The sequence below is a fragment of the Kitasatospora sp. NPDC087271 genome, assembly GCF_044744605.1.
GTDB lineage: Bacteria > Actinomycetota > Actinomycetes > Streptomycetales > Streptomycetaceae > Kitasatospora.
On the sequence record NZ_JBIUYQ010000036.1, the window covers coordinates 45,294 to 63,709 of the forward strand.

Sequence of the window (18,416 nt, forward strand, 5' to 3'; positions counted from 1 at the left end):
AACATGGACTGGATCCTCAAGGACCTCGCAGACAGCGTGCCGTACATCCGCCACATCGTCGTGCTCTCCGGCGACGGCCTCCGGATCGCCCAGCACGGCACCGATCCGGACACCGCCGACCGGCTCGCCGCCGCCTGCGCCGGGCTGCAGAGCCTGGCCGCGGCGGTGGGGCAGGAGTTCCCGCACGGGGACGGCTCGATGCGGCTGGTGGTGATCGAGGTGGACGGCGGCTTCTTCTACCTGATGGCGGCCGCCTCCCGCGCGTACCTCGCGGTGCTCGCCGACGAGGGAGTCGACGCCGGGCTGGTGGGCCAGCAGATGCGCGACCTGGTCGCCCGGATCGGCGAGCACCTGGCCACTCCCCCGCGCAACCCCGAGGTGGTCGCGTGAACCGGCCGGAGCGGCGGGCGCAGCGGCGGCCGGTGCGCCGTCCCGGTCGTGGTCCCGGTCCCGGTCCCGACCGCGACCGGGACCACGACCGCCTGACCCGGCATCGCGGAGCGGGCACATGAACGAGCACAGCGAGGCGGGCACATGACGACGGCCGACCAGGACGGGTGGGACGGTCCCGACCCCGCCCGCCTGTACGTGATCACCCGAGGCCGCAGCGGCCCGGCCGGACCGGGCGTCTTCGACCTGGTCACCCTGATCGTCTCCCGCGCGGAGCCGACGCCCACCATGCAGCCCGAGCACGCGGCCATCCTGCGGCTGTGCCGCTCGCCGCTCTCGGTGGCGGAGGTCTCCGCCTACCTCGAACTGCCCACCAGCGTCGTCACCGTGCTGCTGGCGGACCTGCTCGACGACGGGCGGATCGAGGCCCGCGCCGCCGTCCCCAAGGCGGAACTTCCCGACCGTGCCCTGTTGGAGGCGGTGATCCATGGACTTCAAAGGCTCTGACTCGGTGGTCGGGCCGGCCGCCTCGGACCTGCTGCCGGACTCCGTCGCGATGGCGGTCAAGGTGGTGATCGTGGGCGGCTTCGGCGTCGGCAAGACGACGCTGGTCGGCTCGGTCAGCGAGATCCGCCCGCTGACCACCGAGGAGACCATGACCCAGGCGGGGGTCGGCGTGGACGATCCCACCGGGGTCGAACGCAAGACCTCCACCACGGTGGCGATGGACTTCGGCCGGATCAGCATCAGCGACCAGCTCGTGCTGTACGTGTTCGGCACCCCCGGGCAGGAGCGGTTCTGGTTCCTCTGGAACGGCCTGTTCGAGGGCGCCCTGGGCGCGGTGGTGCTGGTGGACACCCGTCGGCTGGAGGTCAGCTTCGAGGTGATCGGGAGGCTGGAGGACCGCGGCGTGCCCTTCGTGGTGGCCGTCAACGGCTTCCCGGAGGCGCCGGCGCACCCGGTCGACGAGCTGCGGGCCGCCCTCGACCTGCCGCCCGAGGTGCCGATCGTGGCCTGCGACGCGCGCAGCCGCGAGTCCAGCCGGGACACCCTGATGACCCTGATGCGGTACCTGTACGAGCTCGCGGTCCCGCCCACCCGCTGACGCCCCCCGCTGACGACCGCCCGCCCGGGGCCGCCCGCGCGCCCCGCCAGCCGAACCCCCCGTCCGCCCCGCCGACCCCACCCGACCCCGGAGAGCCCGTGAGCACCCCGTTCCCCGATGACGCCGCCCCCACCCCGCCGCCCGGCTGCCCGTCCCACGGGCGCGCCCTCGAACCGTTCGGCCCCGGCGGCGTCCGGCGCCTGTACGGGCCGGAGGCCGAGGCCGACCCGGCGGGCCTGTACGAGAAGCTGCGCGCCGAACACGGCGAGGTGGCCCCGGTCCTGCTGCACGGGGACCTCCCGGCCTGGCTGATCCTCGGCCACGGCGCGAACATCACCGCGATGCGCTCGCCGTCCCTGTTCTCCCGAGACTCCCGCCTCTGGTCGGCGTTCCGCGACGGTGACGTCCCGATGGACTCGCCGCTGATGCCGGTGATCGCCTGGCAGCCGCTGTGCGTGTTCGCGGACGGCGAGGAGCACCGGCGGCTGCGCGGCGCCGTACTGGACGGCCTGAACCGCTTCGACCGGCGCGGCGTGCGCCGCCACGTCCGGCGGTTCACCACCGAGCTGGTCCAGGTGGTCGGGCAGACCGGCCGGGCCGAGCTGGTCACCCAGTTCGCCGAGCACCTGCCGATGCTCGTCATGACCCAGCTGCTCGGCATGCCCGACGAGTACGGACCACAGCTGGTGAACGCCGCCCGGGACCTCATGAAGGGCACCGAGACGGCCATCGCCAGCAACGAGTACGTGGTGGCGAGCCTGCGCCGGACGATGGCCGCCAAGCGCGAGGACCCGGGCGGCGACCTGGTCACCTGGCTGATGGAGCACCCGGCCGGGCTGACCGACGACGAGGTGATGGAGCACCTGCGGGTGGTGCTGCTCGCCGCGAACGAGACCACCGTCAACCTGATCGCGGACACCCTGAAGATGGTGCTCACCGACCCCCGGTTCCGCGCCCACCTGTCCGGCGGTCAGATGACCCTGGGCGAGGCGCTGGACCAGGTGCTGTGGGACTCCCCGCCGATGTCGCTGGTGGCCGGCCGCTGGGCGACCGTCGACACCGAGCTGGGCGGGCAGCAGATCAGGGCCGGTGACCTGCTGCTGCTCGGACTCGCAGCCGGCAACGTCGACCCGGTCGTCCGGCCCGACCTGGCCACCCCGCTGTACGGCAACCGCTCCCACCTCTCCTTCGGCGCCGGCCCGCACGAGTGCCCCGGCCAGGACATCGGGCGCTCCGTCGCCGAGGCCGGGATCGACATCCTGCTGACCCTCCTGCCGGACCTTCGGCTCGCCGTGCCGGAGGAGGAGCTGACCTGGACCTCCGCCTGGATCTCCCGGCACCTGGTGGAGCTGCCGGTGGAGTTCACCCCGCGCGAGATCGAGCCGCACCCCGACTCCAAGCCGGTCGACGCCCCGGAGCCGGCGGCCGTCACCGCACCCGAACCCGCGCCGGCGGAGTCGCCGGCGGTGGAGGAGGCGGAGGCACCGGCCGCCGTCCGGATCCCGGCGCAGCGGCGCGGCTGGTGGCGGGCGTTGACGGGCCTGTTCCGGCGCTGACGGCCCGTCCCTAACGACGGTCGGTGCGGGGCCGCTGCAGGGTGAAGGTGTCGACCGGGGTGAGGTCCCCGTGCGGGCCGTCGAAGGTGTAGTACGTCACCCGCATCCTGGTCAGACCGCCGCGCCGGTCGCCGGGGTCGACGTCGAAGGCCGCGAAGCCGTGGGTGTGCTGCCGGTCCTGGACGGCGGCCCACGGGGCTTCCTCGGTCAGCCACACGGACTGCCGGTACGGGGCCGGCGGGCGCGGCGCGTCCTCCAGGGCGACGACCACCCGGCCCTTGGGCTCCCCGAACAGGTCGTCCTGGGTGGTGGCGGCGTTGCCGCCGGCGCCGATGACCATGTGGACGGTGCCGCGGCCGGTGTCGACCGTGTGGAGGTCGGTGTCGGACGGCACCGGGGTGCGGGTGTCTTTGGGCAGGGTCCCGCGGACGGGGTGGGAGCGCTCGTAGTAGTGCTCGTGGCCGCTGACCACCAGGTCGACCCCGTAGGCGTCGAACAGCGGGCCCCAGGCCTCGCGGATGCCGAGGTCGCTGCCGGCGCCGTGCTGCGAGCTGGAGATCATCGGGTGGTGCATGCAGACCACGATCCAGTCGATCGCCCGGCTGCTCCGCGCCGACCGCAACTCGCGCTCCAGCCAGCGCTGCTGGGCCCCGCCGGAGTAGCCGCGCAGATAGTGGTCGCCGCTGTCCTGGATGGCCACGTCGTCGTTGGCCAGGCTGATGAAGCGCACCGAGCCGACCGTGAAGGCGTACCACATGCCCCGGGTCTCCGCGTCGTCGGCGGCCGCGGAGTCGGGCAGTTCGAAGTAGGTCTGGTAGCCGAGGGCGCCGATCGGGCCGTTGCCGGCCTCGTTCTCGCCGTTGCCGGCGCAGGGCATCCAGGGGCGCAGCCGGGCCGAGCGGCTGTTGTTGATGAACCAGTCGGCCCAGGTCAGCGTGCGGCTCTGGCCGTGCCGGCCGCTGTAGGAGGCGTAGCAGAGGTCGCCGTTGACCAGGTTGAACAGCGGGCCGACGCGTTCGACGGCGGCGACGATGTCGGCAGAGTGCGGGGTGCCGACCTGGCTGCTGGTGAACACCGGGTACTTGCCGAGCGGTGACGGCATGCCGTCGGGGAAGACCACCTGGCGGCGGAGGTTGGGGGTGGCCTGGTCCCCGAAGCTGGTGAAGGTGAAGGGCGCGCGGCCGCGCGGGGCGGTGGTGAAGGAGCCCGGCTCGGGGCTCGCGCCGTCGTGGCCGGCGGTGTAGAGGTAGGTGGTGGCGGGGCGCAGGCCGGTGAGGCGGGCGTGGTGGACGTACACCTCCTCCTTGCCGAGGGCGTCCCGGTAGGTGCGGGTCTGCGCCTCGACGACCCGGCCGAGGCCGCCGTCCGGTGAGCCGAGCCGGACCTGCGGGCGGCGCACGGACTGCGGGGTGATCCAGGAGACCGTCATGTCGGCGGACGGGTCCGTGCCGAACTGCAGGTGCAGCCCGCTCACGCTGGGCGCCCCGGTCCGGTGCGGGGTGGACTGCAGCAGCGGGCTCGCGGCGGGCCCCGCCTCCCGGCCCGCGTCCGGGCCTGCCTCCGGGTCCGCCGCCGCGGCCGGCTGGGCGGCCGCACCGCCCGCGACCAGCGCGGCGCCGGCCGCGGATGTGCCCTTGAGGATGGACCTGCGTGCGATCGTCATGGAGCTCCGCCTGCCGAGTGGGGGTGTCGACCCGGAGCACTGTACAGACATGTGCATGCAGAAACGATCGATATGACGGACGGTCACCACCGGTACGACGGAGGGCATGCGTCGGCCCCGGCGGGGGTCGGGAGCTCCGCCGGGGCCGGGCGCAGGGAGTCGGGCGCAGGGAGTCGAACGCAGGGAGTCGGGCGCAGGGCCCGGGGGTCAGGCGCCGGGGATCAGGGGCACTGCTTCCAGGCGAGGTGGTAGACGGTGTTGATGCTGCCGTCCGTCGAGTCCATGGTCATGAAGCTGGTGGTGCTGTTCGGGTCCGAGCTGCCGGCGCCGACCCGCAGTTCGGTGTTGATGTTGAAGTTGCGCTCCTCGCCGCAGGGGGCGAAGACCAGGGCGGCGACGTCGACGGTGTCGGTCGCCTGCCAGTTGTCGTCCTTGGGGCCGCTGAAGTGGTGGCTCAGCTGGACGGTCGCGGGGTCGCCCTGGAAGTAGTAGCCGGCCTGCTGGGTGCCGGTCGCGCCCTTCTCCAGGTGGGCGAAGCCGCGGTAGTCGGCGGAGGCGATCGCGTAGGTGAAGCCCTGGGGGACGTGCACCCGCAGGTTGAGCTGACAGTTCTTCCGGAAGTCGGTCGGCTTCGAGCCGACCCCCACCTGGGCGAGGTAGCTGCTGTAGGTCACGGTGAAGGCGGTGTTGTCCGGGGAGACGGCCACGGCGGCCGTCCCCGCCGGGCAGCCGGAGCCGTTGACGGTCGCGACGTCGATGACGATCCGGTCCGGCGGCGTCGGAAGCGCGCCGGAGCCGAGGGTCGGCGAGGCGAACAGGGTTGCGGCGATTCCGGTCGTGGCCAGTACACGGAGCAGCATGGGCTTCCCCTTCGATCGTCCACGGAGCCGGGGCCGGCGCGTTGGCGCTCCGAGCGCGGTGACGTTCCCCGCGTTGGCGGTCCGAGCACCTTGGCGGTCCGAGCGCCTTGGCACTTCGAGCGCGGCCCCGAAATTGACATGAATATGTCACCACACTCGGGGTGTCCGCGTACAGGGGGTGACGCACCTCCCGGGTGACCTGCGGGCGACGAGCAGCAGCTCACCCTCGCCCGCGAGCCGGCCGTCGAACCGGCTCCCGGACAGCCCGACATCGACCTGATCCTCGGCACCCACGCCCACATCCCCGCAGGCCTACGAGAAGATCGGCGACACCTGGACGGTCTACGGCCTCGGCGACCAGCTCGCCGGGCACATGTTCACCTACGACGGCGCCGAGGACCCGCGCGGCAACCGGAGCTCCCACGCCCGTTTCACCGTCGCCCCGCCCGCCGGGCCGGGGCTGCGCCGGACGGTGGGCCGGGCCGAGTTCGTCCCGCAGATCACCGACCTCGGGCCGCCCTACCGGGTGCTCGACCTGCGCGAGGCCGTCCGCCGCGACCCCGGCCGTGCTGACTACGCCCGCGCCCTGGAGCACATCCGCTCGGTGGTGCTCAGCCGGGGCGCGGGCGCGGCGGGGCTCACCATGGCGCCGTAGAGCGGAAAGCCGTTACGGCTTGCGGCCCAGCCCCGCGTAGGCCGCCACCTCGTGGTCGCCGAGCACCGGGCCCTCGCCCAGCTCCGGGTGCCAGCGGTTGATCAGCACCACGCCCGGGTCGTCCAGTTCCAGCCCGGTGAAGAAGCGCTCGACGCCCGCGCGGGGGCGCAGGTGGTTCTCGATGCCGGCCTCCGAGTAGCGGCGGGAGCCGATCGCGACCAGGTCGGGAATCGAGTCGGCGGTGCCGGCGGTCAGCGCGAGGAAGCTGCCGGAGGGCAGGGCGTCGACCAGCTTGCGGACCGGCGGGTGCGCGGCCTCGTCGGAGAGGAAGTGCACGATGTTGATCAGCGTCAGCGCGATCGGCCGGTCGAGGTCCAGGGTGGCGGCCACCGCGGGATCGGCGAGGAACCTCCCCGGCTCGCGCAGGTCGCCCTCGACGTAGGCGGTGCGGCCCTCGGGGGTGCTGGTGAGCAGCGCGCGCGAGTGGGCGAGCACGATCGGGTCGTTGTCGACGTACACCACCCGGCAGGACGGGTCGACGGCCTGGACGACCTCGTGCAGGTTGGGCGTGGTGGGGATGCCGGTGCCGACGTCCAGGAACTGGCGGACGCCGTGCACCTCGACCAGCCGACGGACCATCCGGTGCATCACCGCGCGGGCCGCGACGGTGGCGGTGCGCGAGCCGGGCCACTCCCCGAGGATGCGGTCGCCGACCTCGCGGTCCACCGGGAAGTTGGTCTTGCCGCCGAGCAGGTAGTCGTAGACCCGGGCCGGGTGCGCGCGGTCGGTGCGCAGGTCCACCTGCGGCGCCTCCTCGAACCGGACCCCGGTCAGCCAGCCGTCCGGACCGCTGTTCTCCATGTCTTGCCCTTCCGCACGTTCGTTCCCGTCCCACTCAACCACAGGACATGATCGAACGTCAGCCACTTCGGGACGGCACCCGCCCGCCGCGCGCCTTGATGGCCGGAGCCCCCACGGCGGCGGCGAAGGACGGCACCCGCAGGGCGGTGACGAGGCCGAGCGCCGGGCCCAGCGTGCAGAGGGTGACGTAGCCGGGGATCAGGCCGAGCCGGTGGTGGTCGTGCAACCACTCGGCGAGCAGCGGGAAGGAGCCGCCGAACACGGCGATGGTGGCCGCGTTGACCACGCCCAGGCCGAGGGCGCGGACCTCCGTCGGGAACAGCAGGCCGGTGAAGACGTTGAGCGTCCCGAGCACCGTCGCCACCAGCATCCCCAGCAGCACGGCGACGACCTGGAACGGCAGCCAGCCCTGCCTCAGCCCGATCAGCAGCACCGGGACCAGCAGCACCGGCAGCGCGAACCCGGCCCGGGCCACCGGCAGCAGGCCGAAGCGGTCGGCGGCGGCGCCGCTGAGCAGCATGGTGGCCAGCACCACCGCGAGCACCACGGTCATGAAGGAGGTCGCCTCCTCCCGGTCGACCACCCCGTAGGCGGCGGCGTACTGCGGCAGGTAGACCAGGGCGAAGTAGTAACCGACCGTCCCGCCCAGGGTGTTGAGGAAGACGGTGAGCACGGCCCAGCGGTGCTCGCGCAGCACCCGCAGGAACGGCGGGCGGGCGCCCGTCGACTCCGCCCGGGCCCGGCGGAACTCCGCGCTCTCCGGGGCCGCCCGGCGCACCCAGACGGCGGCCAGCCCGAGCAGCGCCGCGACCACGAAGGCCCAGCGCCAACCGCCGTCGGTCACACCGGACTTGCCGAGGGTGTGCAGCAGCAGCGCGAGCACCCCGTAGGAGAGCAGCGAGCCGACGATGATCCCGCCGTAGGAGACCGAGCTGAACGCGAAGCGGTGCCGGGGCGGGGCCGTCTCGGTCACGTACGCGGCGACGCTGGGCGCCTCCCCGCCGAAGGCCAGCCCCTGCACCACCCGCGCGGCGACGGCCAGGACCGCCGCCCAGGCGCCGATCGTCCGCTGGTCCGGCAGCACGGCGATCCCGAGGCTGGCGGCGGCGATCACGGACATGCCGAGGGTCAGGGCGAAGCGCCGCCCCCGGGTGTCGCTGAGCCGCCCGATCAGGTACGAGCCGACCGGCCGGGCGACGAACCCGACCGCGAAGGTCGCGTACGCCCCGAGCAGGCCGCTGACCCCGCCCTTGCCGTGCCCGAAGAGGTCCGCCGCGAAGTACGGGGCGAGGACGGCGTAGATGTTCCAGTCGAAGGACTCGACCACCGAGCCCACCGTGGCGGCGGCCAACTCCCGTCGCCGCCGGCCGGCTTGCGGCTCCTCGCGCGGCGGGGTGGTTCCGGTCCGATCTGTCATGGCCTCAGCATGGCACCGATCGAGGTGGCGCGGTATCGGACGCGGCGAGGTCCGCCGCCCCCGGCGGCCCGGCGCTACCGGCCGGGGTGGTGCTACCGGCCGGGGTGGTGGACGAAGCGGTAGGTCTCGCGGTCCAGTTCGGTGACCTCCACGCCGATCGCGGCGGGCACGTCGAGGCGGGCTTCCAGCGCGGCGAGCACCCGGGCCGTCAGCTCGGCACGCTGCGCGGTGCTGCGGCCCGCCAGGATCTTGACCTCCACCAGCACCACCGCGCGCCCGCCCCTCCCGTCGCCGACCACGTGGCGCCCGGCCGGGCGGAACAGCGTCTTGCAGTCCGCCACGGTGGTGTCGATCACCTCGGCGATCAGCCGGTGGACCTCCTCGGCGAAGCCCGCCCGGTCGAGGTCGAGGCCGGCGGAGTGGTCGACCAGGATCTGCGGCACGGGGACCTCCCAGGAGACGGAGCCCGCGCGAGGCTCCTCGGACAGTACGGCGACGCTACCGCGCACGGCGGCGCGGCCCTCGGGCAGGGCGCTCACCGGGGTGCGGCGCGGCGGTGGCGCGGCACTCCCGGGGCCCCGGTTGCGCCGGGGGCCCGGGAGCCCGGGAGCCCGGGAGCGTGAACAGCGGGTCAGCAGCCGAAGTTGATCAGGCGGAAGGTCACGTAGTGGTCGCCGGTGTAGTAGTCCTCGCGGGTGCGCTGGCCGGTGACGATCCGGCGGGTGCCGCGGGTCGGCGAGCCGGGCGTCACCACGGTGTACTCGTGGTAGTAGCCGGAGGACTGGCTCGGCAGCACGCGCTCCTTGTTCTGGAACACCACGCCGTCCTGGCTGTACGGGAACGGCCCGCCGGAGGCGATCAGGTTGAGCGTGGTGCGTGCCTGTGACGGCAGGGCGGACAGGCACACCGAGCCGCTCACCGCGGCGTGTGCCTCGGTGGCGACCGCGACGGGCGCGAGGGTCATCAGAGCGACGGCGGTGACGGCGGCGGCGCGAGACTTCCACGCGCGTAGAGTTCGGGTCATGACAACCAGCATGGCGACCGCCCCGGCCCGCCGAAAGCCCTGATCCAACTCTTCATCTCTGGTCAACTCGACGTACCCGCAGCGGACTTGACCTGGACAGCAGCCGCTCCGGGCCCGCCCTGCGCGAAGCCAAACCAAGCCGAGCCGAGCCGAGCCGAGGCCGGACACGGCTGCGCCACCGGGGCGTTCACCGCCCCGGTGGCGCGTCCGGCGTCCCGGCGTCAGCCCCGGGGCAGGGCCAGGGACTGGACGGCCGGCAGCTTGCGCCAGTCGCTGGAGACGATGCTGGCGTGCGCCCGGGCCAGCTGCTCGGTGCGGGCGCGGGCCTGGTCCGCCGTCGGGTCGGTGGCGCTGATGGCGGGCGCCACGTTGTGCGCGTCCGTCATGACCAGCAGGTAGTGCGAGCGGTCGTACCACGCGGTGTCGACGCCGTTGAGGTACGTGGCGGCGTCGCCGTCGAAGACCACGAACCAGGGCCGGATCCCGGCGTCCGCGCCCGTGTACGCGGCGCGCGGGTCACCGGTCTTGGCGCCGTGCACGGCGGGGAACAGCTGGGCGTCGCCGATCCGGCCGGCGGCGGCGAGGTCGCGCAGGTGGCGGCCGTACTCGACGTCGGTGTGCAGGGTGTCGAAGGGGTTGCTCTCCTCGACCGTCCCCGGGATCGCGTACAGCAGGACCTTTCCGGCCAGCGCCGCGCGGCTCGGCCAGTTGCCGGCCCGCACCGCCTCGTCGACGCTGGCGTACGAGCCGCCGCCCGGCTTGGCGAGCAGGTCGGCGGGGCGCAGCACGGCCGATCCCAGGTGGGCGGCGATCAGCGCGTCCAGTTCCGTCGGCCCCATGCCGAGGTTGGCCGAGAAGCCCGCCTTGAGCTCCAGCTTGACCACCAGCGGGCCGGCGCCCGGGTGGGCGCCGAGCCAGACCCGGACGTCGTCGAGGCAGTTCTCCAGGTTCTTGTTGGCGCCGCCGCTGTAGAGCTGCGCCGGGGTGCTGGCGGCGGTGCAGTTGTTGGAGTTGCCGAGCGGGTTGGAGTGGCTGACCTTCCACTCCTTGGTGACGATGTCCGTCCAGATGTCCAGCTCGATCATCCCGGTGCCGGTGTCGAGCCCCTGGGCGAGGTACGGGTAGGCGGCCGGGTCGTAGGTGTTGTGCAGGCCGACGGTGGTGGCCGAGCCGAACGGCAGGTCCGCCGGGCCGCTCGCGGCCGCGTCCTGCGCCGCGTCGGCGGTCGTCGGAATCAGGGCCGCGGCGGCGGCGAGCAGGCCGGCCGCCAGGATGGCGGCGGCGGTGCGGCGTACGGTCACAGGTACTGTCCCCCCAAGTGCGGATGTGCCTCCGGCCGCCCCTCCCGGACGGTCGGACGAAGCATCGCCCACCAGGGCGAGCTCCGGGTGAAGAAGACACGACAATAGCGTGACGGCTGTACCGCTCCCGCCCGGGTTAGCGTGGTCCGTCCAGCAGGCGCGGCCCGGTCCGCGCCTGAGCACCGAGCACCGGAGGAACTCCCGTGTCCCTGGTCCGCGTCCACAACTTCTCGATCTCGCTCGACGGCTACGGAACGGGCGAGGGGCAGAGCCTCGACTCGCCGTTCGGCCACGCCGGCGACCGGCTGCACGGCTGGTTCTTCCAGACCCGGACCTTCCGGCGGATGCACGGCCGGGAGGGCGACACCGGCGGCGACACCGGCGTCGACGACGCGATGGCCCGCACCTGGAGCGACGGCATCGGTGCGGAGATCATGGGGCGCAACAAGTTCGGCCCGCAGCGCGGCCCGTGGCAGGACCACGAGTGGAAGGGCTGGTGGGGGCCGGAACCGGTGTTCCGCACCCCGGTCTTCGTCCTCACCCACCACCCGCGCCCCACGCTGGAGATGGCGGGCGGGACGACCTTCCACTTCCTCGACGCCACGCCCGAGGAGGCACTGCGCCAAGCCAAGGCGGCGGCCGACGGGAAGGACGTCCGGATCGGCGGCGGCCCGAGCACCGTCCGGGCCTTCCTGGAGGCGGACCTGATCGACCACCTGCACGTGGTGGTGGTGCCGATCGTCCTCGGCCGCGGCGAGCGGCTCTGGGACGGGCTCGAAGGCCTGGAACAGCGCTTCCGCACCGAGGCGGTGACCAGCCCGAGCGGCGTCACCCACCTCACCTTCACCCGGCGGTAGCCGAAAGACGGTGGCCTCCCCGCACCCGTGGGGAGGCCACCGTCACACTCGGACCGTCAGACCTGTCAGACCTGTCAGACCTGTCAGACCCGGTCAGACCCGGTCGGCCGCGATCAGGACGTACTGGAAGGAGCCGTCCTTGTAGGAGTTGATGAACGCCTCCTCGATGCCGGTGACCAGCGAGGAGGTCGCGCGCAGCTCCCAGTAGGGCAGGGTGGCGGGGGTCAGGTCGATGACGGCCTGCGGCACCAGCCGGTTGTCGGCCATGGCCCGCAGGTACTCCCGGCGGGAGTGGATGTTGCACTCGAAGTGCGCGTTGATCTGCGAGACCCACTTGGACGGCTGCCCGTAGGCGGGGTTCCAGCAGCCGGTGACGGTCACGTACCGGCCGCCGACGGCGAGGATCCGGGAGTGCTCGGCGAACAGGTCGTGCAGGTCGACGTACATGCTGGACTCGTTGTTCCACGAGCCCGCCACCTGGCCGGTCTCGAACGGCATGTCGAGCATGTTGCAGACCTGCGAGCGGACGAAGTCGCCGATGCCCAGCTCGTGGGCCCGGTTGTTGCCGAACTCGGCCTGCTTGGCGGAGAGCGTGACGCCCTGGACCCGGCAGCCGAAGCGCTGGTGGGCCATCACCATCGAGCCGCCGCGGCCGCAGCCGGCGTCCACCAGGGTCGCGTCGGCCGGAACCGCGCCCAGGTGGTCGAGGAGCAGCTCGGCCTGCGCGGACTCCAGGCGGTGCAGCTCGGTGATCACCTTCTTCTCGCGCTCGCTGTCGGCCGGGTCGCCGATGGCGGCCTGGTCGACGTCGCCGATGCCGTAGTGGTGGTGGTAGAGGCCGTCCACGTCGCCGAGGCGAAGGTTGACCGGCCGTGCCTCGTGGTCCCAGTAGCGTGCGATGTCGCCCTGGTAGGGGGTCGCCGGCCCGGGGATGGCGGCGTTGTCGGCGGGGGTGGTGATGTCGTCGGTCAGGGACATGCGTCAGCTCCTAGCGGGTGATCAACGGAAGGGGGACGGCTGCCGGAAACGGTGGTTACCAGAAGTCGGGCAGGGTGTAGCGGAAGGAGTTGGTCTGGTGCCAGAAGTGGTTGCCGTCGACCCACGCGGACACACCGCGCAGGAACCGCACGAGGGTCGGGACGGGGCAGGCCGCGGCCAGCGCGGCCGCCTCGGCCTCGAAGGCGTGCATCAGGTCGTTGTGGACCTCGACCGCCTTGAGGTAGCCGTCCCGGTGCGAGCAGTCCTCGCGTTCGGCGATCACCACGGGCAGGTTCAGGTGCAGTCCGGGGATGGACAGTTCCTTGGTGTACGAGTACAGGTCGTTGACGATGGTGGTCGCGTTGCCGGCCAGGGCGATCACGCGCTGCATGGCGGGTAGCGCGTGCAGTTCGGCCGGCAGCTCGTAGCCGCCGACGGTGTCCGTGATCGTCGGGCAGGGGCGGAAGTTGTTGAACTGGCGCATCGCCAGGTACTCCCACACCTGCGGGACGTGCTCGGTCTCGGCCCACGACGCCTCGGCGAGGTACCCGAGGTGCAGCCGGGCCATGTCGTGCCGGAACCGGTCCGACTGGGAGGGCGTGGAGGCCCGGGTGAAGTACTCCATCGCGGAGCGGTACGCCCGGCGGGGCGCGTCCTCGTACAGCGAGGCCTCCCACTCCGGGTGGTACTCCGGGGTGGTGTGCAGCGGGTCGAGCGCGGTGTGCGCCAGCAGCAGGCGCCCGCCGAGGCCGACCGGCGAGCCGCCGTGCTCCTCGCAGTAGTAGTCGTCGACCGCGTTCTCGGCGACCATCAGGCGGGCGGCGAGCATCAGGTGGTCGACGCCGGGCGCGTCCGGGTGGCAGGCCACCATGTAGCGGCCGGTCGAGAAGCCGTCGAACTGCTTCTCCCAGTCCGGCGGGTACAGCTCGACCTCGTCCAGCGCCCAGACCTTGATCCTGAGGCTCAGCTCCTCCACCCGCACCGGGTCGGGCTCGGCCACCGGGTGGTGGTAGAGGCCCGGGATGGCGTCGCCGGGCTGCGGCTTGGAACCACCCGGCTTGGAACCGCCCGGCTTGGAACCACCCGGCGAGGGGCTGTCGGACGTGGGGACGCCGGGCACGGAGGTGTTGGGCGCGGGCGCGCTCGGGGCGGGGGGACTCTGCGCCAGGTTCAGGCCCGCGGTGCCCAGGCCGCTCGGCCCGCGCAGGATCCGCTCCATCGCCGAGGAGCTCATGACCCCACCGCCGCGGGGGCAGTGCGCTCGAAGGGTGTCCCCGCTCTGGTGCACAGGGGCATGGAGCCTCCTCTGACTCTGATGAAGGATCGCGAGACATGACGCTTCGTCATCTGGCCGACGGCGCGGGCGGTCTTCGAACGCGCCCCCCGTCTCGCTCGGTTCACAACCGTAGGCGCGGGGACCGGTTCGGAAACGCTCCGGACGATCTTCTACACCCGATCAGGTGAACGTGGGCCCGTATGGCGTTTGAAACGCCACCTCCTCATGCATCGGTCCGCCGCGCCCGCCGGCGTAAGGGGGAGAAGAATGGCCACGACCCCGCGACGGAACGGGGCCAGGAAGGACGTACCAGCACATGGAGACCCAGGGCCGCAGCCGCACCGCACTGGTCGAGGACCTCATGGAGCGTTTCCCCGACGTGCCCCGGGAGGCCGTGATCAAGGAGGACCTGCTGCGCGGCGGCATGGCCTTCGACGAGTCCGCCCTCAGCGGGAGCACCGGCGCCGACGGGAGCGGCGAGGTCAAGCCGAAGTCGTACTTCATCTTCTCCTTCGACCACCGCACCCTGCCCGAACTCGGCGCGGCCGCGCTCAACCGCCCGCCGGAGGAGGTCGTGCTCACCGGCGGCCCGTACGGGCTGCGCCGCACCGTGGTGTCGGTGCGGGTCAACCCGGACTCGCCGTACCGGGTCGGCGCCGGGGAGGACGGCACGCTCGGCCTGTACCTCGACGGCGCGCGGATCGCCGACGTGGGCCTGCCTCCGATGCCTGACTACTACCGACACACCCTGGCCAACGGGAAGTCGGTGATGGAGGTCGCCCCGACCATCCAGTGGGGCTACCTGATCTACCTGACGGTCTTCCGGGTCTGCCAGTACTTCGGCGCCAAGGAGGAGTGCCAGTACTGCGACATCAACCACAACTGGCGCCAGCACAAGGCCGCCGGCCGCCCCTACACCGGGGTCAAGCCGGTCGAGGAGGTGCTGGAGGCGCTGGAGCTCATCGACCGCCACGACACCGCCCGCGCCTCCCAGGCGTACACCCTCACCGGCGGCGCCATCACCTCGCAGGTCGGCGGCCGGGACGAGGCCGACTTCTACGGCCAGTACGCCAAGGCCATCGAGGAGCGCTTCCCCGGTCGCTGGATCGGCAAGGTCGTCGCCCAGGCCCTGCCGCGCGAGGACGTCCAGCGCTTCCACGACTACGGCGTGCGGATCTACCACCCCAACTTCGAGGTCTGGGACAAGCGCCTGTTCGAGCTGTACTGCCCCGGCAAGGAGCGCTACGTGGGCCGCGACGAGTGGCACCGGCGCATCCTCGACTCCACCGAGGTGTTCGGCCCGGAGAACGTGATCCCCAACTTCGTCGCCGGGGTCGAGATGGCGCAGCCCTTCGGCTTCACCACCGTCGACGAGGCCATCGCCTCCACCCGGGAGGGCCTGCGCTTCTTCATGTCCCACGGCGTGGTGCCCCGCTTCACCACCTGGTGCCCCGAACCCACCACTCCGCTCGGCAAGGCCAACCCCCAGGGCGCCCCGCTGGAGTACCACATCCGCCTGCTCCGGGCCTACCGCGCCACCCTGGAGGAGTTCGGCCTCTCCTCCCCGCCCGGCTACGGCCCGGCCGGCCCCGGCAAGGCCGTCTTCTCGGTCAGCTCCTTCATGGACTCGCTGCCCGGCTGAGCCCCCGGCGCACGCCGCCCCCGGCCGGCATGACGGGACGTCAGGATGACGCCGGGGGCCGTCGGCCCACCGCGAGGAGGAGGCGGACCCCGCCGATCGGCGCGTGGGTGGGGGTACGAACAGCGTGTTAGCTTCCCGCCATGGGATTACGTGGGGCTCGTGGGGTGGCGGCGCGGTCGGCGATCGAGGGGATGCGGGAGCTCGCCGGGGAGGGGTTGACGGCACCGGAGGTGTTCCGGCGGGCGGACGAACTGCTGCGCCCGGTCCTGGAGTTCGACGCGGTGTGCTGGCACACCGCGGATCCGGCGACCGGGCTGGTGAACTCGGTGCAGAGCGAGGACCTCAGCCTGACGGCGTACGAGCACGCCGTCAGGCTGGAGGTCTGGGAGGACGACCTGGCGACCTTCCCGAAGATCCGGCACAGCGGGGCGCAGGCGGAGACGCTGAGCCGGGCGACCAAGGGGCGCCCGCAGGAGAGCGTGCGGTTCCGGGAGCAGATAGCACCGGCCGGGTTCGGGGACGAACTGCGGGCGGTGTTCGACGCGACGGGCGGGATGTGGGGGTGCGCGGCGTTCATGCGGGCCCCGGACCGCGGCCCCTACCTGGGGCGCCAGCGCGAGCTCGCCGGCGCCGCCGCCCGCCACCTGGGCAACGCGCTGCGGGCGTGCCACGTTCCGGCCGGCGCGCCGGACCAGGAGGACGCGGGGCCTGCGGTCCTGCTGCTCGACCGGCGCAACCGGCTGCGGGCGATGTCCGGCCCGGCCGAGGACCTGCTCGACCGGCTGGCCGACCCCACCCCCACCTCGCTCAGCATCCCGACCTCCGTGGCGATGGCCGCCGAGCACGCCCGCCGGGCGGCGCACGGGCTGGCCGCGCCGCAGACGCCGGTACGGGTCCGCTCCCGGGACGATCGCTGGTACCTGCTGCACGGATCGGCGCTGCGCGGCGACGCGGCGGCGGACGAGGTGACGGTGGTGGCCACGCCCGCCTCGCCGGCCGAGGTGATGCCGCTCTACCTGGCCGCGTACGGGCTGACCGCCCGCGAGCAGGAGGTGGCGCTGCTGCTGGTGCGCGGCAGCGACACCCGGGACGTGGCCCGGCTGCTCGCGATGACGCCGTACACGGTGCAGGACCACCTGAAGTCGGTGTTCACCAAGACCGGGGTGGGCAGCCGGCAGGAGCTGATCGCGCGGATCATGCTCGGCGGAGGGCGCTGCTGACCCGTGGCCCCGCGCCCCTGGCGCGCGCCCGCCGCACGCCCCCAGGAATCTGGGATGGCCGGGGCCCCGCCGCGAACGTGAAGATTTCCCCACGGGGGATTCACGCCATGCACATGACGTGACGTGCATCGCAGTGCCTTCATCGTCCAGCGGAGGAGCACCCTCATGAGCTCGCGCACCAGGCGCACCGCCTTCACCTCAGGAGTCGCCGCACTGGTCGCGGTGACCGGACTCGGCCTCGGCGCCGCGCCCGCACACGCCGACACCACACCGCCGACCGCCACCTGCGACCCCGCCCGCGACTACCTGTGGGAGGACATCGCCTCGGCCCGGGTCGAACCGACCGTCACCGACTTCCTCGCGGTCGCCATCACCCCCGGCACCACCGGCAGTTACACCAAGACCCTCAGCGAGGTCGACTCGGTGAGCACCACGATCAACACCAGCACCGAGGTGAGCGCCGAATTCAAGGCGATCTTCGCCAAGGTGAGCGTCAAGGTCGGCTTCTCGGTTGCCAACACCAAGGCGACCACCCGCACCACCACCGTCACCGACACCGTGAACTTCAACAGCCCCGGCTACTACGGCCTCTACCGCGGCACCCGGAAGGTCACCGGCGAGTGGGTCCGCTACATCTGCGCCCGCAGCGGGAACACGGGCTACTGGATCAACACCAGCCCGAACGGCCCCGGCACCTTCACCACCTTCGACGTCCCGGAGCAGGGCACCGTCTCCTGCGCCTACCCGGAGCCGGCCGGCACCCTGCGCGCGGCCGCCCGGGCGCGACTCGTCTGCTGATGCCCAGGATCACGGAAACGGCCCGACCCACCTGCTGCGAAAGCGAGTCCACGATGCCCCACCCGCACCGTCCGCGCTACCGCGCCCGCCGCCCGCTGAACGTCCTCGGCACGGCGGCCGCCGTCGGCGCCCTGCTGTTCACCGCCTCCCCCGCCGCCCTGGCCGCCCCCGCGTCGGCCACCGCACTCGCTGCGGACCCGGAGAGCGACTACCCCTGCGACCCCGGCCTCTACCGCATCAACACCGCCGGGGCCGACCGGCCGCTGACCGTCGCGCTCTCCCCCGGGAACCACGGCTCGGTCATCCAGTACTTCTGGGGTGACGAGTCGAACCAGAAGTGGCAGGTCTGCCGCAAGCACGCCTCCGACGGCCGCGAGCTGGTGTACTTCCGCGACAGCTGGCGCGGCTGGTGCATGGTCGTCGACCGCTGGGGAAAGGACGACGGCAACTGGATCATCACGGTCGGCTGCGGCGACATCGTCCCCGAGAACCAGGCGTTCTGGATGGCGAAGGTTCCGGGCGGCAACCGCTTCGCCCTCCAGAACCTGAACTCCGGCAAGTGGGTCGCCGCCCAGAACCACAGCGACGGCCTGGGCTACCAGATCGTCCAGGACAGCCGACCGGACCTGTTCTACCTGCAGGCCGTCTGACCGTACGGCGCACCACGAGGAACGCCCGTCGTGGGCGGGCGGGGGGGGGGGGGCGGGGCCCCCGGGGGGGGGGGGGGGGCCCGGGGGCCCCCGCCAAGAAAAAAGGGGGGGGTGTAGTGTAAGGACTTGGCACCCCAAAACGGGGGGGGAGGGGGGGTGCAGC

At 72.7% G+C, this 18,416-nt stretch carries 19 protein-coding genes; 10 read left to right on the plus strand and 9 right to left on the minus strand.

Annotation, left to right across the window (positions count from 1 at the left end; translation table 11 throughout):
* Positions 1 to 3 precede the first annotated feature (3 nt).
* The 4 genes from ACIO9K_RS35160 (at position 4) to ACIO9K_RS35175 (ending at position 3,051) form a co-directional block, all read left to right on the plus strand.
* Positions 4 to 390, plus strand: coding sequence for a roadblock/LC7 domain-containing protein (locus tag ACIO9K_RS35160; RefSeq protein WP_208869028.1), 387 nt, complete (start codon positions 4 to 6; stop codon positions 388 to 390).
* A gap of 144 nt (positions 391 to 534) precedes the next feature.
* Positions 535 to 897 (plus strand): DUF742 domain-containing protein, encoded by a 363-nt coding sequence (locus ACIO9K_RS35165; protein WP_063345928.1) that lies wholly within the window; start codon positions 535 to 537, stop codon positions 895 to 897.
* The gene (locus tag ACIO9K_RS35170) at positions 878 to 1,495 is read left to right on the plus strand and encodes a GTP-binding protein (protein ID WP_400335845.1); all 618 of its coding nucleotides are present in this window, start codon (positions 878 to 880) and stop codon (positions 1,493 to 1,495) included. Before ACIO9K_RS35165 ends, ACIO9K_RS35170 begins: the two co-directional genes overlap by 20 nt.
* 98 nt (positions 1,496 to 1,593) lie before the next feature.
* Positions 1,594 to 3,051, plus strand: a complete 1,458-nt coding sequence (locus tag ACIO9K_RS35175; protein WP_400335847.1) for a cytochrome P450 — start codon at positions 1,594 to 1,596, stop codon at positions 3,049 to 3,051.
* Between the two features lie 10 nt (positions 3,052 to 3,061).
* Here ACIO9K_RS35175 and ACIO9K_RS35180 read toward each other — a convergent pair whose 3' ends face one another.
* A complete protein-coding gene (locus ACIO9K_RS35180) occupies positions 3,062 to 4,714 on the minus strand; it encodes a purple acid phosphatase family protein (RefSeq protein WP_400335850.1) in 1,653 nt (550 codons plus the stop codon).
* Positions 4,715 to 4,935: 221 nt separating this feature from the next.
* On the minus strand, positions 4,936 to 5,574 hold the full coding sequence (locus tag ACIO9K_RS35185; RefSeq protein WP_363587153.1) for a DUF4360 domain-containing protein: 639 nt from the start codon (positions 5,572 to 5,574) through the stop codon (positions 4,936 to 4,938).
* A 373-nt stretch (positions 5,575 to 5,947) separates the two neighbouring features.
* Here ACIO9K_RS35185 and ACIO9K_RS35190 point away from each other — a divergent pair, with 373 nt between their 5' ends.
* Positions 5,948 to 6,229, plus strand: a complete 282-nt coding sequence (locus ACIO9K_RS35190) for a hypothetical protein (RefSeq protein ID WP_400335853.1) — start codon at positions 5,948 to 5,950, stop codon at positions 6,227 to 6,229.
* Positions 6,230 to 6,241: 12 nt separating this feature from the next.
* Here ACIO9K_RS35190 and ACIO9K_RS35195 read toward each other — a convergent pair whose 3' ends face one another.
* From ACIO9K_RS35195 to ACIO9K_RS35215, 5 genes are all read right to left on the minus strand, one after another.
* The gene (locus tag ACIO9K_RS35195) at positions 6,242 to 7,090 is read right to left on the minus strand and encodes an SAM-dependent methyltransferase (protein WP_363622797.1); all 849 of its coding nucleotides are present in this window, start codon (positions 7,088 to 7,090) and stop codon (positions 6,242 to 6,244) included.
* Positions 7,091 to 7,148: 58 nt separating this feature from the next.
* Positions 7,149 to 8,507 (minus strand): MFS transporter, encoded by a 1,359-nt coding sequence (locus ACIO9K_RS35200; RefSeq protein WP_363587150.1) that lies wholly within the window; start codon positions 8,505 to 8,507, stop codon positions 7,149 to 7,151.
* A 92-nt stretch (positions 8,508 to 8,599) separates the two neighbouring features.
* Entirely contained in the window at positions 8,600 to 9,046 is a 447-nt protein-coding gene (locus ACIO9K_RS35205; protein WP_363622795.1) for an isomerase, read from the minus strand.
* A gap of 92 nt (positions 9,047 to 9,138) precedes the next feature.
* The gene (locus ACIO9K_RS35210; protein ID WP_363587179.1) at positions 9,139 to 9,471 is read right to left on the minus strand and encodes a ribonuclease domain-containing protein; all 333 of its coding nucleotides are present in this window, start codon (positions 9,469 to 9,471) and stop codon (positions 9,139 to 9,141) included.
* Between the two features lie 281 nt (positions 9,472 to 9,752).
* Positions 9,753 to 10,832, minus strand: coding sequence for a phosphatidylinositol-specific phospholipase C domain-containing protein (locus ACIO9K_RS35215; RefSeq protein ID WP_363622793.1), 1,080 nt, complete (start codon positions 10,830 to 10,832; stop codon positions 9,753 to 9,755).
* 203 nt (positions 10,833 to 11,035) lie between these two features.
* Here ACIO9K_RS35215 and ACIO9K_RS35220 point away from each other — a divergent pair, with 203 nt between their 5' ends.
* Entirely contained in the window at positions 11,036 to 11,689 is a 654-nt protein-coding gene (locus ACIO9K_RS35220; protein WP_363587147.1) for a dihydrofolate reductase family protein, read from the plus strand.
* Between the two features lie 93 nt (positions 11,690 to 11,782).
* Here the strand turns inward: ACIO9K_RS35220 and ACIO9K_RS35225 are convergent, their stop codons facing one another.
* Positions 11,783 to 12,667: a geranyl diphosphate 2-C-methyltransferase gene (locus tag ACIO9K_RS35225; RefSeq protein WP_363587146.1), complete on the minus strand. Its 885-nt coding sequence runs from the start codon at positions 12,665 to 12,667 to the stop codon at positions 11,783 to 11,785.
* 55 nt (positions 12,668 to 12,722) lie between these two features.
* On the minus strand, positions 12,723 to 13,991 hold the full coding sequence (locus ACIO9K_RS35230) for a family 2 encapsulin nanocompartment cargo protein terpene cyclase (RefSeq protein WP_400335862.1): 1,269 nt from the start codon (positions 13,989 to 13,991) through the stop codon (positions 12,723 to 12,725).
* Positions 13,992 to 14,259: 268 nt separating this feature from the next.
* Between ACIO9K_RS35230 and ACIO9K_RS35235 the strand changes: the two genes are divergently transcribed.
* The 4 genes from ACIO9K_RS35235 to ACIO9K_RS35250 all read left to right on the plus strand — a co-directional run bounded on the left by ACIO9K_RS35235 (position 14,260) and on the right by ACIO9K_RS35250 (position 18,253).
* Positions 14,260 to 15,585, plus strand: coding sequence for a radical SAM protein (locus tag ACIO9K_RS35235; protein WP_363622791.1), 1,326 nt, complete (start codon positions 14,260 to 14,262; stop codon positions 15,583 to 15,585).
* A gap of 140 nt (positions 15,586 to 15,725) precedes the next feature.
* Entirely contained in the window at positions 15,726 to 16,805 is a 1,080-nt protein-coding gene (locus ACIO9K_RS35240; protein ID WP_363622789.1) for a helix-turn-helix transcriptional regulator, read from the plus strand.
* A 165-nt stretch (positions 16,806 to 16,970) separates the two neighbouring features.
* On the plus strand, positions 16,971 to 17,603 hold the full coding sequence (locus ACIO9K_RS35245; protein WP_363622787.1) for a hypothetical protein: 633 nt from the start codon (positions 16,971 to 16,973) through the stop codon (positions 17,601 to 17,603).
* 53 nt (positions 17,604 to 17,656) lie between these two features.
* On the plus strand, positions 17,657 to 18,253 hold the full coding sequence (locus ACIO9K_RS35250; protein WP_363622785.1) for a hypothetical protein: 597 nt from the start codon (positions 17,657 to 17,659) through the stop codon (positions 18,251 to 18,253).
* The last annotated feature ends 163 nt before the right edge of the window (positions 18,254 to 18,416 follow it).